This window comes from Lawsonibacter faecis (assembly GCF_014287675.1).
Taxonomy (GTDB): domain Bacteria; phylum Bacillota; class Clostridia; order Oscillospirales; family Oscillospiraceae; genus Pseudoflavonifractor; species Pseudoflavonifractor faecis.
Genome location: NZ_JACOPQ010000011.1, coordinates 26,110 through 40,368, shown reverse-complemented (window position 1 = coordinate 40,368; position 14,259 = coordinate 26,110). Strand labels below are relative to the sequence as shown.

General features: G+C 64.0%; 11 protein-coding genes and 1 riboswitch. Of the genes, 5 read left to right on the top strand and 6 right to left on the bottom strand.

All coding sequences use genetic code 11. The annotated features are described in order from the left end of the window. Positions 1-40 precede the first annotated feature (40 nt). From H8S62_RS13325 to H8S62_RS13300, 6 genes are all read right to left on the bottom strand, one after another. Complete coding sequence (locus H8S62_RS13325) at positions 41-880, bottom strand: class I SAM-dependent methyltransferase (protein ID WP_186919778.1); 840 nt, start codon at positions 878-880, stop codon at positions 41-43. Next, complete coding sequence (locus H8S62_RS13320; RefSeq protein WP_186919776.1) at positions 877-1,686, bottom strand: ATP-binding cassette domain-containing protein; 810 nt, start codon at positions 1,684-1,686, stop codon at positions 877-879. The genes H8S62_RS13325 and H8S62_RS13320 overlap by 4 nt, the downstream gene beginning before the upstream one ends. Continuing rightward, positions 1,679-2,623, bottom strand: a complete 945-nt coding sequence (locus H8S62_RS13315) for an ABC transporter ATP-binding protein (RefSeq protein WP_186919774.1) — start codon at positions 2,621-2,623, stop codon at positions 1,679-1,681. The genes H8S62_RS13320 and H8S62_RS13315 overlap by 8 nt, the downstream gene beginning before the upstream one ends. A gap of 2 nt (positions 2,624-2,625) precedes the next feature. Further along, the gene (locus H8S62_RS13310) at positions 2,626-3,462 is read right to left on the bottom strand and encodes an ABC transporter permease (protein WP_186919773.1); all 837 of its coding nucleotides are present in this window, start codon (positions 3,460-3,462) and stop codon (positions 2,626-2,628) included. Further along, complete coding sequence (locus H8S62_RS13305; RefSeq protein WP_186919771.1) at positions 3,459-4,412, bottom strand: ABC transporter permease; 954 nt, start codon at positions 4,410-4,412, stop codon at positions 3,459-3,461. The genes H8S62_RS13310 and H8S62_RS13305 overlap by 4 nt, the downstream gene beginning before the upstream one ends. A 163-nt stretch (positions 4,413-4,575) precedes the next feature. Then, positions 4,576-6,219: an ABC transporter substrate-binding protein gene (locus H8S62_RS13300; RefSeq protein WP_243255694.1), complete on the bottom strand. Its 1,644-nt coding sequence runs from the start codon at positions 6,217-6,219 to the stop codon at positions 4,576-4,578. 242 nt (positions 6,220-6,461) lie between these two features. Then, a riboswitch (cobalamin riboswitch) is annotated at positions 6,462-6,664 on the bottom strand. 528 nt (positions 6,665-7,192) lie between these two features. On the opposite strand from H8S62_RS13300, the gene hpsG reads away from it, so the two are divergent. The 5 genes from hpsG to H8S62_RS13275 all read left to right on the top strand — a co-directional run bounded on the left by hpsG (position 7,193) and on the right by H8S62_RS13275 (position 14,231). Next, the gene (hpsG, locus tag H8S62_RS13295) at positions 7,193-9,679 is read left to right on the top strand and encodes a (2S)-3-sulfopropanediol dehydratase (RefSeq protein WP_186919768.1); all 2,487 of its coding nucleotides are present in this window, start codon (positions 7,193-7,195) and stop codon (positions 9,677-9,679) included. A gap of 12 nt (positions 9,680-9,691) precedes the next feature. Further along, complete coding sequence (locus H8S62_RS13290) at positions 9,692-10,594, top strand: glycyl-radical enzyme activating protein (RefSeq protein WP_186919766.1); 903 nt, start codon at positions 9,692-9,694, stop codon at positions 10,592-10,594. A gap of 266 nt (positions 10,595-10,860) precedes the next feature. Next, on the top strand, positions 10,861-12,147 hold the full coding sequence (locus tag H8S62_RS13285; RefSeq protein ID WP_186919764.1) for a cytosine permease: 1,287 nt from the start codon (positions 10,861-10,863) through the stop codon (positions 12,145-12,147). Between the two features lie 14 nt (positions 12,148-12,161). Continuing rightward, the gene (locus tag H8S62_RS13280) at positions 12,162-12,743 is read left to right on the top strand and encodes a cysteine hydrolase family protein (protein ID WP_155145924.1); all 582 of its coding nucleotides are present in this window, start codon (positions 12,162-12,164) and stop codon (positions 12,741-12,743) included. A 96-nt stretch (positions 12,744-12,839) separates the two neighbouring features. Next, positions 12,840-14,231 (top strand): sigma-54 interaction domain-containing protein, encoded by a 1,392-nt coding sequence (locus tag H8S62_RS13275; RefSeq protein WP_186919762.1) that lies wholly within the window; start codon positions 12,840-12,842, stop codon positions 14,229-14,231. Positions 14,232-14,259: the final 28 nt, after the last annotated feature.

Here is a 14,259-nt window from a genome sequence, read left to right as displayed (position 1 = left end):
TCACCTCAGCCCTTCGTTAAAGACGCTCCCTTATTAAGGGTCAGCCTCGGGCCGCGGGGGTCCACCATACCACGCCGCTGCGGTAGGCTGCGGCTGCCCGCCAGCAGCCGTCGGGTCCCCGGGTGAAGTGGCGGCACAGGATTTCACGGGCGGTCTCCGGGTCCACACAGTCGGGCGCGCAGCGGGCGCACTCCCCCCGGACCAGGGCGTCGGCGTCCGGGTAGCAGAGCTCTTTTTCAAAGGGCAGAATAACGACGTTGGCGTCAATCCCCATCTGGTAGAGGACGCCCACAAAATAGATATAGTCCTTCCACTCCCAGGAGACCCGTCCCCCGGCGGCATCCAGCTCCCGGACCCAGGCCGGCGCCAGTCCGGTGTTCATCCCCGCCACGCACAGCTTGCCCGCAGCCGCGTCCATCCGGGCGAAGCAGCCGGCCAAATCCGCCTGACGGTAGAAGCAGTTGTACCCAAACACCAGGTCGTAGGTGCGCCCGGGTACAAAGTCCTCCCACTTCTCATGGAAAGTGCGGATATTGCGACAGCCCTGCTCCTCCCCGATCCGGAGGATGAAGTCCAGCACATCCCGGGAAATATCCACACAGGCCACCTCACGGCAGAGCCGGGCCAAATCCAGGGTATAGTTGCCCCAGCCGGGACCCAGCTCCAGAGCGGTCTCCACGGCGTGCTCCCGAAAGACGGGCAGGAGCCGCTCCAGGACGCGCCGGGAGGAGGTGTCCGGCGCGTAGCCGCTCTTGCGGCCCATGAAGGTCCTCCAGAACTCCCGCTCGGTCTCGTCGTCGGCCATGCGGGGGGATGTGCTCCTTTCCACCCGGTTTGCCCAGAGGCGGTTGAAGTCGGGCAGCTTGACGCGCTCTCTCATAGGCTTCTCCTTTTTGATACGGGCGGCTGCTCCCAGTGCGAATAGGAGTGGAACAGCTCCTTTGTATATGGGTGGCGGGGAGCCTCCATCACCTGGTCCCGGCTGCCCGTCTCCACCAGCTTGCCCCGCTGCATCACGCCGATGGCGTGGCTGATCCAGCCCAGCAGCTCAATGTCGTGGGTGATGTAGAGGTAGGTGAGCCCCAGCTCCCGCTGCAAATCCCTCAGAATGTTCATAATGTGGGCCTGGACCGACACGTCCAGCATGGAGGTGGGCTCGTCCAGCAGCAGCACCTCCGGCTCCAGCAGGAGCGCCCGGCAGATGACCAGCCGCTGCCCCTCTCCCCCGCTGACCTGGTGGGGGTAGCGCGAGAGGAGGTGCTCGGGGACGCCCACCTGCTTCAGTGTGCGCTGAATTTTCTCCATCCGGGCCTCCCGGTTCTCTCCCAGGCTGTGGATCTCCATGGCCTCCAGCAGACTGTCCCGGACCTTCATGGTGGGGTCCAGGGACGCCTCGGGGTTTTGGAAGATCATCTGCACCCGCCGGTGGTACGCCTTGCCCGCCCCCCGGCCCAGCGCGGCGATGTCCTCCCCCTCGAACAGGATCTGTCCGGAGGTGGGCCGGATGAGCCGGGTGATCATTCTGGAGAGGGTGGTCTTGCCGCAGCCGCTGTTGCCCACCAGACCGAAGGTCTTTCCCCGCTCCAGGGAGAAGCTCACGTGGTCCACCGCGTGGACGGTGCGGGCCCGGAACACGCCGTGGGAGAAGTCCCGGCACACGTCCCGCAGCTCCAGTACGTCAGGCATAGAGAAAGCACCTCACCTTCCCGCCGTCAGGCAGCTCGAAGTCCCCCGGCGCCTCCCGCCCGCAGCGCTCCATTGCCTTGGAGCAGCGCGGGTAGAAGGGACAGCCCCGGTGGCTCAGCCGCGCCGGGTCCGGCGCCGGGATGGGCGTCATACCCCTGCTGGGCAGGGAGTGGATCAGCCCCGCGGTATAGGGGTGCCTGGGCCGCTCCATGACCTCCCCGGCGGTGTCCTGCTCGATAAGCTGCCCCATGTAGAGCACCCGGATATCGTCGCAGAGCTGCCGCGCCAGGTGGAGGTCGTGGGTGATGACGATCATGCTGCTGTGGTGCTGCGTATAGATCTGCCGCAGCACGGTGTAGACCTGGTTGCGCAGCACCGCGTCAAGGCCCTTGGTGGGCTCGTCGGCAATCACCCAGCCGGGGCGGCACGCCAGGCCCAGGGCGGACACCAGCCGCTGGTTCATGCCGCCGCTCATCTGAAAGGAGTACTGCCCCAGAATAGACTGCGGCTGATCAAACCCGAACTGTCGCAGCAGCTCGGCCGCCTCTGCCTCCGCCGCCCTTTTCCCCAGCCTGCCATGGGTGGTGATGGCCTCGGTGATCTGCTTTTTGATCTTCATCACCGGGTCCAGGGAGGCGTTGGGGTTCTGGGGGATGAGTCCGATGGACGCGCCCCGGAGCTTGCGCAGCTCCCGCAGGGGCAGAGTTAAAAGCTCCTGCGCTCCGAAAAAGCACTCCCCCGTGACCTTGGCGGTGTTGGGCAGCAGGCGCAGCAGGGACATGCCCATCACGCTCTTGCCGCTGCCGCTCTCCCCGATGACCCCGGAGATGCGCCCCGCGCGGAACGTGGTGGAGAGGCCGTTGACGGCGCAGGCCGGCCCCTGGGCGGTCTCAAAGCAGACGGAGAGGTTGCGGATTTCAATATTGGGTACCGCCATGCTCACAGCTCCTTTACCGAGTCCTGCTTCACGTCCAGCCGGTCCCGCAGCAGGTCGCCCAGAATGTTGATGGACATGGTGAGCAGAATGATGCACAGCCCCGGCGCCCACAGAAGATGGGGCGCGCTGCGGAAATACCGCCGGGCGCTGCCGCTGATCATCTCGCCCCAGTCCGGGGTGGGAGGCTGAATGCCCAGGCCCAGGTAGCTCAGGCCCGCCACCGACAGCACAACCCGCCCCACCCGGGTAGTGAACAGAATGATAATGTTGGTGCGGATATTGGGCAGGACGTGCCGGAGGATGATACGCAGATGGCCCGCGCCCAGGCAGCGCATCCCCTCAATGTACATCTCGTTTTTCACCTTCAGCACCTCGCCCCGCACCAGCCGGGAAAAGCCGACCCAGGATGTCATGACCAGAGCCAGCACAATGCTCCGTGTGTTGGACCCCAGAATCCCCACCAGTGCAATCATCATCACCATGCCAGGCAGTCCCTGAAAGATGTTGGAGACGCCGGTGATGACCGCGTCCACCGCGCCCTCGCAGTACCCTGCGGCCACGCCGGCCACCAGCCCCACCCCCATGGAGCAGCAGGTGGCGGCCACCGCCAGCAGGAGGGACGCCCGCCCGCCGAAAATAATGCGGCTGAGCACATCCCGCCCCAGTGCGTCGGTCCCCAGCGGATGGGCCCAGCAGGGGTCGGCCAGGCGGTTTCCCATGTCGATCTGGGTGGGGCTGTAGGGGGCCAGCCAGGGGGCGAGGACGGTCATCAGCACAATCAACAGCAGTATCGTGCACACGACGGCCAGCTTGATATTCTGCTTTCTGCGCAGCGTCATGCGGCTCCCCCCTGAACGCGTATTTTCGGATTGACCGCGATGTAGAGCAGATCAATCGCCAGCGTAATGAGCACAAAGGTGGTGCCCGTGATGAGCACATACCCCTGGATAACGGGATAGTCCCGGTTTTGGATGGCGCTGAGCACATAGCTGCCCAGCCCCGGGATGGCGAAGATGCTCTCGATAATGGTGCTTCCGCCCAGGATGCCCCCAAAGTAATTGCCGATGAGGGTGATGATGGGCACCAGGGAGTTGCGAAAGGCGTGGCCGATCATCACAGCCTTCTGGGGAAGACCCTTGGCGTTGGCCACCACGATGTACTGCTCCCCCAGCTCCGCGAGGATATTGCCCCGGGTAATGCGGGAGGTGGAGCCCACGTTGGCCGCCGCCAGGGCGGCGGCCGGAAGGATCATAGAGGCAAGTCCCCGGTCCAGTCCGCTGGTGGGCAGCCAGCCCAGCCATTCCGCGAAGACCGTGATGAGAAAGAGTGCCAGCCAGAAGCCGGGAATGGACAGCAGCAGCGTGGAGACGGACTTTAAAACCGTGTCCACCCAGGTCCCGTGGCAGGCGGCCATCACCACGCCGCCGCCCACGCCGAAAAGGACAGCCACCGCCAGGGCCGACAGGGAGACCTTCAGCGTGAGGGGCAGCCGCCTGGCCAGCTCCTGGGCGATATCCCGGTTGCCGATGTAGGAGCGGCCCAGATCGCCCTGGAGGGCTCTGCCCAGCCAGCTGAAATACTGCGCCGGCAGCGGCTGGTCCAGCCCCAGCCTGGCGCGCATCTCTGCGCGGTCTCCTTCCGTGGGGAACTCGATACCGATGCGAAACAGCGCGTCGTCCACCGGGTCGCCGGGGGCGATGCGTCCCAGCAGAAACGCCGCCAGCGTGATGCCCAGCAGCACCGGGATGAGAACCAGCAGCCGTTTTGCGATATACTTTACAATAGCCATCATCTACCGACTCCCCGGAATCATTTCAGAGAGGGGACGTCCCCGCGGCGCGGGGACGTCCCCTCTCTGGGTCTCCGCCTTCTGCGGAATTTAAAATCGGAGTCCGGCCCCAGCCGCGGCGGTCAGGGTCGCGCCCCCGCAGCGGATGCGGGGGTATTTGAATTTACTTCGCCCAGCAGACCTGGGTGAAGCCGGTCAGGCCGTAGACGGTGGCCTGGTAGCCCGTGATGTCGCTGGAGCAGGCCACCACTTCCCGGGAGTAGAGCACGGGGATATTCGGGAAGTCGGCGGCGGAGATCTCCTGGAGCTCGGTGTAGATCTCAATGAGCCGGTTTACGTCCAGGGACGCGGCGGCCTCGTCGATGAGGGCGTCCACATGCTCGTTGCTGTAGCCCAGGCCGTAACTCACATTGGTGCCGCCGCCGGTGCGCATGAAGCCCTTGAACAGGGAGAAGGGGTTGGCGGAGGGCAGGCCCTGGATTTTCAGGCACAGGTTGTAGTTACCCGCCTTCATCTCATCCTTGCAGGGGCCCCAGTCCATCATCTGGATATTGACCTTGATATCGGTGCCCTCGATGTTTTCGAGCAGGGCCTGAATGTACTCGGCCTCCTCCTGGTAGGGGTAGCGCTTGGCGTCCACACCGGGGAGCAGGAACGTCAGCTCCACCGGCTGGTCCCCCACCACCTCACGGATGAGGTCCATCCCCTTCTCCGCGTCGTGCTGCACGCTCTGCTCGGAGAAGAAGGGGGAGGTATAGCTCAAAAAGCCGCCGGCGGCAAGTCCGTAACCGTTGTAAAAGCTGTCGATGATGGTCTGCCGGTCGATGAGCAGGGACAGGCCCTGGCGCATCCGCACGTCGTTAAAGGGGAACGCCGCGCCGTTTACATTGAGGAAGTGAGTGATGCCGGAGTCGCCCACGGAGACGGTGTAGGCGCTGTCGCCCTCAATCTCGGCGGCCTGGGAGGGGGAGATGGCGCCCAGATCGCACAGGCCCTGAACCTCCCCGGCCCGGAGGGCGGTGTAGCGGGTCTCGGCGTCGGGGATGACCTTGAACCGGAAGGTCTTGGCAATGCCGGGGGTGCCCCAGTAGCTGTCGCTGCGTTCAATCACGCAGTACTGGCCCAGTACGTTTTCGGTCACGGTGTAGGGGCCGGTGCCGATGGGGAACCCGGCGAAATTGCCGTCCTCGGCGAAGCAGGAGGGCTCAAAGATGGCGGAGCCGTAGTTGACCATGGTGTAATCCTGGAGCGGCAGCCCGGCCTCGAAGGTCAGCACCACGGTGTAGTCGTCGGTCTTCTCGTAGGAGAGGAGGCCGGGGTAGATGGACTCGATGTTCATGCCGTAGAAGGAGGACTCGAAGGGGCCCTTCTTCATGCGGTCGAAGTTGGCCAGCACGATGTCTGCATTGAAGGGCGTGCCGTTGGAGAAGGTCACGCCCTCACGCAGGTGGAAGGTCCAGACGGTGGAGTCCTCGTTGTGCTCCCAGGCGGTGGCCAGGGCCGGAGCGGGCTTGCCGGACGCGTCCTTGGTGAGCAGAGGCTCCCACACGCCCAGGGACATGGACGCGTAGTAGGCGTCCTGCTCGCCGGGGCACTGGTCCCGGGACGCGGCGAAGACGATCTCGCGGGTCTGGTCAATCTCCGCGCTCTGGCTCCCGGTGGGCGCGGGGCTGGACGTCCCGTCCGCCGTGCCGGGTGCCGAAGCGCCGGGCGTGGGGTCGGTTGGCTTCCCGGCGGTGCAGCCGCCCAGCGCCAGGGACAGGGCGCAGGCGACGGCCAGCAAGAGGGTAAGCGTTCTTTTTTTCATGGTTGAGCTCCTTTCCTGAATGGCTCCGGCCGGCGGCCGGAGAGAGTCGACGCATGAATCCGAGGCACAAAACCTGAAGCACATACGGGCCATCCCGGCCCGGCATCGGGAATTTCGGCTCTGCTATGCCGATACACAGCAAAAAGGGCCTCCCCGGCGGGAGGCCCTTTCCAAAATTCCATGTCGGCGGCGCGCAGAGCGCGCCGCTGCAAAACACCGCTTTTCCCCGCCGAAAAAACTGTGCACTCAAGGCTGCGCTGGCTGGTCTCCTGGCTTGGATTCATCCTCGCGCCCGCCTTCCCATCCGGCGTGCCGGACAGTGACGTCAATGAGCGCTCGTCATCCTTACAGTAGAGAGGGCTGCCGCGGACTCGCACCGCGTTCCCAATTAAAGCTTCTTACCCCGCGTCGCCGCGAGAAAGCTACCAACTGCCGATTCAATTGTCGTGAGGTATTATATATAGAAAGTCAGATCTTGTCAAGAGATGTTATATCATACGCCCGCTTCTGATATCTGCCCATGGAGCAGAGAATCCCTACTTTAATATGCCCATTGTCGTGAGCACATCTGTGTGCTGGCATTGATACCATGAAAGACGGTACGCTCGGGGCAGCAGCTGCTGCCCCGGCAAAGTCGAACCTGGGGGAGGAAACATGAACACGCCAAGGCTTGAGACAAAAAGGCTGATGTAAAGAAAATTCTGGAATATTTCCAGCGTCCATTTTGTGGAAGCAGGTCTAGAGGTTCGGCCGGGCTGCCGAAGCTGCCCTGTCATAAATGACACATTCACTTCAAAAATGACCGACGACGGGCCGGCTGTCTCTCGCGATCAAGCGGGAAGCCGGGCTTTGCATAACTGCAAAGTCCGGCTTCCCGCTTCTTTTTTACACATTTGGCATGGAATTTGCACTCACATTGGTCAGACACAGTAACCCATAAGCCCAAACTATCGTTAGGAAAGGACTTGAAGATATGGAACACTGCCTATCCCCCCACGAGGCCAAGGTGGAACAGGGCCTGCTCTGCATCACCGACGACGGTGCCGTCAAGCAGAGCCGGGTGAATCAGATGCTCTCCCACATCCTGGACCAGCCGCCCAGAGTGGCGGTGGAGCGGGCCAAGTGGTTTACCCGCTCCTTCCGTGAGACCGAGGGTCTCCCCAACAATCTGCGCTGGGCGCTGGCCCTTCGGACCTGCGCGGAAAACATGACCGTAACCATCAACACCGGCGAGCTCATCGTGGGCCAGATCGGCTCCGGCACCCGGTACGCCCTCATCTACCCCGAGCTGCGGGGCGGGTGGCTGACCGAACTGGCCGAGGCGGCGGACCGGGAGGGCGGCAAATTCCTCCTGACCGAGGAGGACGAGACCTGTGTTCTGGAGGAGATCGTCCCCTACTGGAAGGGCCGCACCTGGCATGAGGGCTATATCCGCCAGCTGCCGGAGGAGACCCGCCGGGTCCTCTGGGACGCGGCGGACGACTACGCCTGCAGGGGCGTGGTCAACGCCCTCACCACCCAGGACAGCGCCCTGGTCTGGGCCCTGGACTATGAGAAGGTGCTGAAAAAGGGCTTCCTCGCCATGGGGCAGGAGTTCCAGTCCGCCCTGGAAGCCCTGGAGGCCCGGCCCATCCCGGACCATATGGAGCGCCGCGCGTTCTACCGCGCGGGCGTGATTACCTGCAGCGCAGTCGTCACCTGGGCCGGGCGCTACGCCGACGAGGCCGGACGGCTGGCGAGGGAGGAGCGGGACAGCGCCCGCAGGGAGGAGCTTCTGGAGATCGCGCGGATCTGCCGCCGGGTGCCCGCCCATCCCGCCGGGAGCTTCCACGAGGCCCTCCAGGCCGTGTGGTTTGCCAACGCCTTCTCCCGGCTGGAGCAGATCGTGGCCGGTCAGATGGGCCTGGGCCGGATCGACCAGTACCTCTACCCCTACTTCAAGGCCGACCGGGAGAAGGGCCTTTTGGACGACGATAAGGCCCTGGAGCTGCTGGAGTGCCTGTGGCTCAACCTCTCCCGCATCCGCCGCCTGGTGCCCACCGGCTCCATCGCCAACTATCAGGGCTATCCCCACTTCGAGCAGGCCTGCCTGGGCGGTCAGACCCCCGACGGCCGGGATGCCTCCAACGAGCTGTCCTATCTCATTCTTCAGTCCAAAAAGGAGTTTCCCCTGGACTTTCCCGATATGTCGGTGCGCATCCACTCCATGACTCCCGCCCCCTTCCTTCAAAAGGCGGTGGAGGTTATCAAGGAGGGGACCGGCTTCCCCAAGCTCTACAACGACGAGGATATCGTCCCCCTCCTCATCGCCAAGGGCGCGACCTACGCCGAGGCCCTGAACTACACCGGCTGCGGCTGCGCCGAGGTGCGGGTCATCAACCGGGAGACCTATATGACCCAGGGCAGCCAGCTCAATATCCCCAGCGCGGTGGAGATGGCCCTCCGGGACGGGTATATGCCCCGGGTGGGCGGCCCCGGTGAGCGCATCGGACTGCCTACCGGTGACCCCAGCTCCTTTAGCACCTGGGCGGATTTCTGGAGCGCTTTCCTGGCCCAGCTGCGCAATATGTTCCACCACGCCTTCGTCAACCGCTCGGTAGGTGACCTGACCAAGCCCGCCTTTTTGGCCGCTCCCTTCCAGTCCATGCTCCACGACCTCTGCCTGGAGCAGTGTCTGGACATCCACATGGACCAGGCAAAGTTCCGGGGCGGTATCAGCCTCGGGAACCTTTTCGTCATCGGCGTGGGCACCACCATCGACTCCCTGGCGGCGGTGAAGAAGCTGGTCTACGAGGACCGCCGGATCACCATGGACGAGCTGCTCGCCGCCCTGGACGCCGACTTCCAGGGCTATGAGGTCATCCGCCAGCTCTGCCTGAACTGCCCCAAGTACGGCAACGCGGACCCCTATGCCGATGAGATTGGCCGGGCCCTGGACCTGGAGATGAACGCTCTGACCGACGCCTACCGCAACCCCTGGGGCGGCACGGACAACATCTCCTACGTGCCCGTCACCTCCCATGTGGGCCTGGGAGGCTACCTGGGCGCAACCCCCGACGGCCGCTCTGCGGGCAAGTCCCTCTCCGAGGGGGTCTCCGCCACCCAGGGCTGCGACGTGAACGGCCCCACGGCGGTTCTCACCTCCATCAAGTACGCCAAGAACATTCAGATGCAAAACCACGAGGCCAGGCTGCTCAACATCAAGTTTACCCCCCAGCTGGTAAAGGGCGAGGTGGGCACCCAGGCCCTGGAGTCCTTCATCCGTACCTGGTGCGACATGAAGCACTGGCACGTCCAGTTCAACATCGTCAACCGGGAGACCCTGCTCAAGGCCCAGAAGGACCCGGAGCGCTACCGCAGCCTGCTGGTCCGGGTGGCGGGCTTCTCCGCCCATTTCGTGGAGCTCTCCCCCGCCCTCCAGGACGAGATCATCGCCCGCACCGAGCACGAGACCATGTGACGGGGGACGGATATGGACGGAATGATTTTCAACGTGGAGCGGTTCGCCATCCACGACGGGCCGGGCATCCGCACGGTGGTCTTTCTCAAGGGCTGCCCCCTGCGCTGCGCCTGGTGCAGCAACCCGGAGTCCCAGCGGCCGGAGCGGGAGCTCTTCCACAGCGGGAAGAAGTGCCTGGGCGGGGTGGTGTGCGGTATCTGCGCCGCCGCCTGCCCCAACGGCGCCGTCGTCAATGCCGCCGGCGTCCTTACGTTCCGCCGGGAGCTCTGCGTGGCCTGCGGGACCTGCGCCGCCCTCTGCCCCTCCAGGGCGCTGGAGATGCAGGGGCGTGTGCGCAGCAGCGGCGACGTGCTTCAGGAGCTGCTGGCCGACGAGCCCTTTTACCGCAATTCGGGCGGCGGCGTGACCCTCAGCGGCGGCGAGCCTCTCCTTCAGGCAGAGTTTGCCGCGGAGCTGCTGGAGCGGTGCCGCGCCCTCCACCTCCACACCTGTGTGGAGACCGCGGGCCACGTTCCCTGGCACAAGCTGGCCCTGGCGGCTCCCCACGTCAAAGAGTTCCTCTACGATGTAAAGCTCCTGGACTCCGCCCGGCACAGGGCCGGGACCGGCGTGGGCAGCGAGCTGATTCTGGAGAATTTGAAGCGCCTCAGCCGGGAATTTCCCCACATCCCCATCACGGTGCGCACCCCGGTAATCCCCGGCTTCAACGACAGCGAGGAGGACATCGGCGCCATTGCCCGGTTTCTCGCCCCGCTGGAGTCGGTGAAGGGATACGACCTGCTGGCCTACCACAGCTTCGGCGCGGCAAAATACCGGGCCCTGGGCAGGGACTACGGCATGGACGAGACCGTCCGCATTCCCGCCGAACGTCTTTCCCGCCTCCGGGAAATTGCCCGGCTGGAGCAATACCGCTGACGCCGCCGTGAGCTTTGTGTCAGTTTTGACCCTTCACGTCATCTCTGACACATCACATCTGACATATACCGCCCAGCCCGCTCCGCCCGCCGCCCGGGAAGGCCGGAAAAACGGGCGGGCCGCGATATTCTCCAGGAAAAGGACTTTGGCATACCGCTTGCAATGTAATATAATGTCGAACCAAGGAGCCAATCCCTGAAAGCGGCTTTTTCAGCGGCCCTGCCGGGCCGCTGCGGAAGAATCATTTTGAAGAGGAGAGGACCGGCATGAAAGACCAGAGCAAGAACGCGAATCCTGCCCCTAAGACAGAGTTTGACGACGTTGCAGTCCCCCTTTCAGCGCGCAAATCCACCTTCAGCCTGCTGATGATATCCTTCGGCTACGTCTTTGTAGCCACCACCATGGAGATCGGCGGCAACATCTTCGGCGCCATGCACTTCGGGGAGGCCATGCTGGTGACCGTCATCGGCTGCGCGATACTGGCGGCCCTGGCCATCACCATGGGCATCATCAGCCAGAAGACCGGACTGAACTTCTGCCTGCTCAGCCGCTACTCTTTCGGCGAGGCGGGCAACTGGGTGATGGTCTTCATCGTGGCTTTCACCTCCATGGGCTGGTTCGCTGTGGACGCCGGCCTGGTGGGACAGACCGTCCACGCCCTCTTTCCCACCGTCCCGCCCATGGCCGCCGCCTTGGTCTGCGTGGTCATCTGCACCCTGGTCGCCCTCAAGGGCATCAAGGCGCTGAGCATTCTGGCCGATATCGCCGTGCCGGTGGTCATCGTCTTCGGCGTCATCTCCATCGTATTGTCGCTCAAGAGCACCGGCGGCCTCTCCGGCCTGGCGGCCAACAGCACCAGCGACGGCAGCTTCACCTTCAACGCCGCGGTGGTGGCCTGCGTGGGCATCTACGCCCAGGCCGCCGTCATGTTCACGCCCGATATCATGCGCTTCGCCAAGAGTAAAAAGTCTGCGGTTTGGATTATGCTGCTCTCCCTGATGATTGCCAACCCCTTCGTTCTGCTCATCGGCGGCTTCGGCGCGGCCGCCACCGGCGAGTACGACATTGCCTTCATCCTGGCCGCCCAGGGTCTGCTGGCCCCCTCCTTTATCGCCCTGATGCTCAATATGCTCTCCACCATGAACGGCTGTGTCTATACGGGTACCCTGGCCGTCACCAGCTCGGTCCCCAAATTCGCCCGCTGGAAGCTGGTCCTCGCCTTCGGCGTCATCACCTTCATCCTCACCGGCTTTGACATCTTCAACCACTTTATCACATTCATCAGCACCCTGACCAACACCATCCCCCCTCTGGCAGGTGTGTTCCTCTATGATTTCATCTTCACCTACCGCGACAGGTACCCCGCCCTGGAGCGCTCCAGCTTCCCCAAGGCGAATATTGCCAGCTTCATCGCCTGGCTCTGCTCCATCGCGGTCTCCTACTGCGTGCCCTGGGGCCTGTCCATCGTCAACGCCGTGGTCACCGCCTTTGTGGTCAAGCTGCTCTTCGATAAGGTATTCAAGCTCAACAACGCGGTCAAGGCCGCCGACTGAACCGGGAGGTATTTATGGGCAATCTACAGAAATTTGACAAGCTGGACCACGCCGCTATCCTCATTGTGGACATCACCAAGGAGTTTCTGGTCTCCGACGGCGTCAAGGTGGTGGCCGAGAGCGAGGCCATCGTGAAGCCCAACCAGGACCTGATTGCCGCCGGCCGGGCCGCGGGGGTCCCCATCCTCTACTGCAACGACACCCACCGCCCCGGAAAGCCTGACGCGGAATTCGAGCTCTGCTCCGACCACTGCTTTGCCGGCACCCCCGGCGCCGAGGTCATCGACCAGCTCGCCCCCCAGCCCCAGGACTATCAGATTCCAAAGCGGCGCTACAGCGCCTTCTTCCAGACGGATTTGGACATCACCCTCCGGGAGCTGGGTGTGAAAAACGTCATTGTGACGGGCGTGCTCACCAACATCTGCGTCCGCTCCACCGTGCACGACGCCTTCTTTCTGGGCTACCGGGTCTTTGTCCCCGCCGACTGCTGCCAGGGCTCCAGCAAGGCCATCCACGACGCCGCCCTCTGGGACATCGACCACTACTACGGATACGTCACCGACTCCGCCACGGCCATCCGCCTTCTCTCCCGCTAGTACGGGCGGTGGAAAAACCTTTCATATACCAAAGCCCGTCCGTCTGCTATAATCTCTTTATAAATATCCGGCTGAAGGGACGCTGTGGGGGCCATGATGGAGACTTTAAAGGGCTTGAACGCCTGGGACGTGCTCAATAATATCAACGACGGCGTGGTCATTGTGGACAGCGGGGGCAAGACCCTCTGGGTCAACACCGCCTGGGACCGCATCACCGGCCTCAACCGTCTGGACGTGCTGGGCAAGCGGATGGCCGACGTGGTGGGCGAGGGCTTCTATGACCGCTCCGTCACCGAGGCCGTCCTCCAAAGCCGGTCCATCACCACGATCCCCCAGTCCTCCAAGACGGGCAAGAGCCTGGTCTCCACCGGCATCCCCGTCTTCACCGGGGAGGATCCCCGGGAAATTCAGTACATCGTCATCTGCATGCGGGACATCACGGAGCTCAAGGACGCGGAACACCGCCTGAAGCTGGCCAGCGAGCAGAACGAGCAGTTTCTCCGCCAGCTGGAGGAATTTCGCAAGCAGTCCGCCCCCGGCCATATCGTGGCCGAGAGCAAGGCCATGCGGGACGTGCTGGAGCTGGCCGGGCGCATCGCCCGGGTGGACAGCACCGTCCTCATTACCGGCGAGTCCGGCGTGGGCAAGGGGCTGCTGGCCCGCTACATCCATGACTGCTCCCCCGGCCGCAGGGGCGGGCCGTTTGTCCCCATCAACTGCGGAGCAATTCCGGCCCCCCTGCTGGAATCGGAGCTCTTCGGATACGAGACCGGGGCCTTTACCGGGGCAAAGCGCGGCGGCAAGGCCGGACTTTACGAGACCGCCCACCAGGGCACTCTCTTTCTGGACGAGATCGGCGAGTTCCCCCTGGAGCTACAGCCCAAGCTGCTCCATGTCCTCCAGGACGGCGCGGTCACCCGGGTGGGCGGCACCGCCGCCCACCGTTACGATGTGCGCATCGTGGCCGCCACCAACCGGGACCTGGAGGCGCTGGTGGCTGCGGGTCGCTTCCGGGCCGACCTCTACTACCGCCTGGCGGTGGTTCCCATCCAGATTCCCGGCCTGCGCCGGCGGCAGGAGGATATCATCCCCCTGGCCGCCTTCTATCTGGACCGCTACAACAGGCGCTACGGACTCCGGCGGCAGCTCACCGCACCCCTGCTGGACCGCATGACCGCATACCCCTGGCCGGGCAATGTCCGGGAGCTGAGCAACGCTATTGAGCGCATGGTGGTCACCGCGGAGACCGATTTTCTCACCGCCGGCCAGTTCGACTTCAAGCTCCATGCCGGGGATGACGCAGCTCCGGCGGCGTCTGTTCCCAACCCAGGCGACGAGCGCCCCCTCCGGGTCCGTCTCGCGGAGGTGGAGGCCGAAATCATAGCCCGGGCCATCCGCGACCACGGCACCCAGGCCAAGGCCGCCCAGGCTCTGGGCATCAGCCTGAGCACTCTGATTCGCAGGCAGAGACACGGCCGCCCGGTTTGACCAAGGCGAGCGCCTCCCCTCTCCCGGC

What these genes read in the sequence shown, in the direction of transcription:
- H8S62_RS13325 (WP_186919778.1), bottom strand. Translation starts at nt 880, where the DNA reads ATGAGAGAGCGCGTCAAGCTGCCCGACTTCAACCGCCTCTGGGCAAAC.
- H8S62_RS13290 (WP_186919766.1), top strand. Translation starts at nt 9,692, where the DNA reads ATGGACGGAATGATTTTCAACGTGGAGCGGTTCGCCATCCACGACGGG.
- H8S62_RS13305 (WP_186919771.1), bottom strand. Translation starts at nt 4,412, where the DNA reads ATGGCTATTGTAAAGTATATCGCAAAACGGCTGCTGGTTCTCATCCCG.
- H8S62_RS13285 (WP_186919764.1), top strand. Translation starts at nt 10,861, where the DNA reads ATGAAAGACCAGAGCAAGAACGCGAATCCTGCCCCTAAGACAGAGTTT.
- H8S62_RS13310 (WP_186919773.1), bottom strand. Translation starts at nt 3,462, where the DNA reads ATGACGCTGCGCAGAAAGCAGAATATCAAGCTGGCCGTCGTGTGCACG.
- H8S62_RS13280 (WP_155145924.1), top strand. Translation starts at nt 12,162, where the DNA reads ATGGGCAATCTACAGAAATTTGACAAGCTGGACCACGCCGCTATCCTC.
- H8S62_RS13315 (WP_186919774.1), bottom strand. Translation starts at nt 2,623, where the DNA reads ATGGCGGTACCCAATATTGAAATCCGCAACCTCTCCGTCTGCTTTGAG.
- H8S62_RS13300 (WP_243255694.1), bottom strand. Translation starts at nt 6,219, where the DNA reads ATGAAAAAAAGAACGCTTACCCTCTTGCTGGCCGTCGCCTGCGCCCTG.
- H8S62_RS13275 (WP_186919762.1), top strand. Translation starts at nt 12,840, where the DNA reads ATGGAGACTTTAAAGGGCTTGAACGCCTGGGACGTGCTCAATAATATC.
- hpsG (WP_186919768.1), top strand. Translation starts at nt 7,193, where the DNA reads ATGGAACACTGCCTATCCCCCCACGAGGCCAAGGTGGAACAGGGCCTG.
- H8S62_RS13320 (WP_186919776.1), bottom strand. Translation starts at nt 1,686, where the DNA reads ATGCCTGACGTACTGGAGCTGCGGGACGTGTGCCGGGACTTCTCCCAC.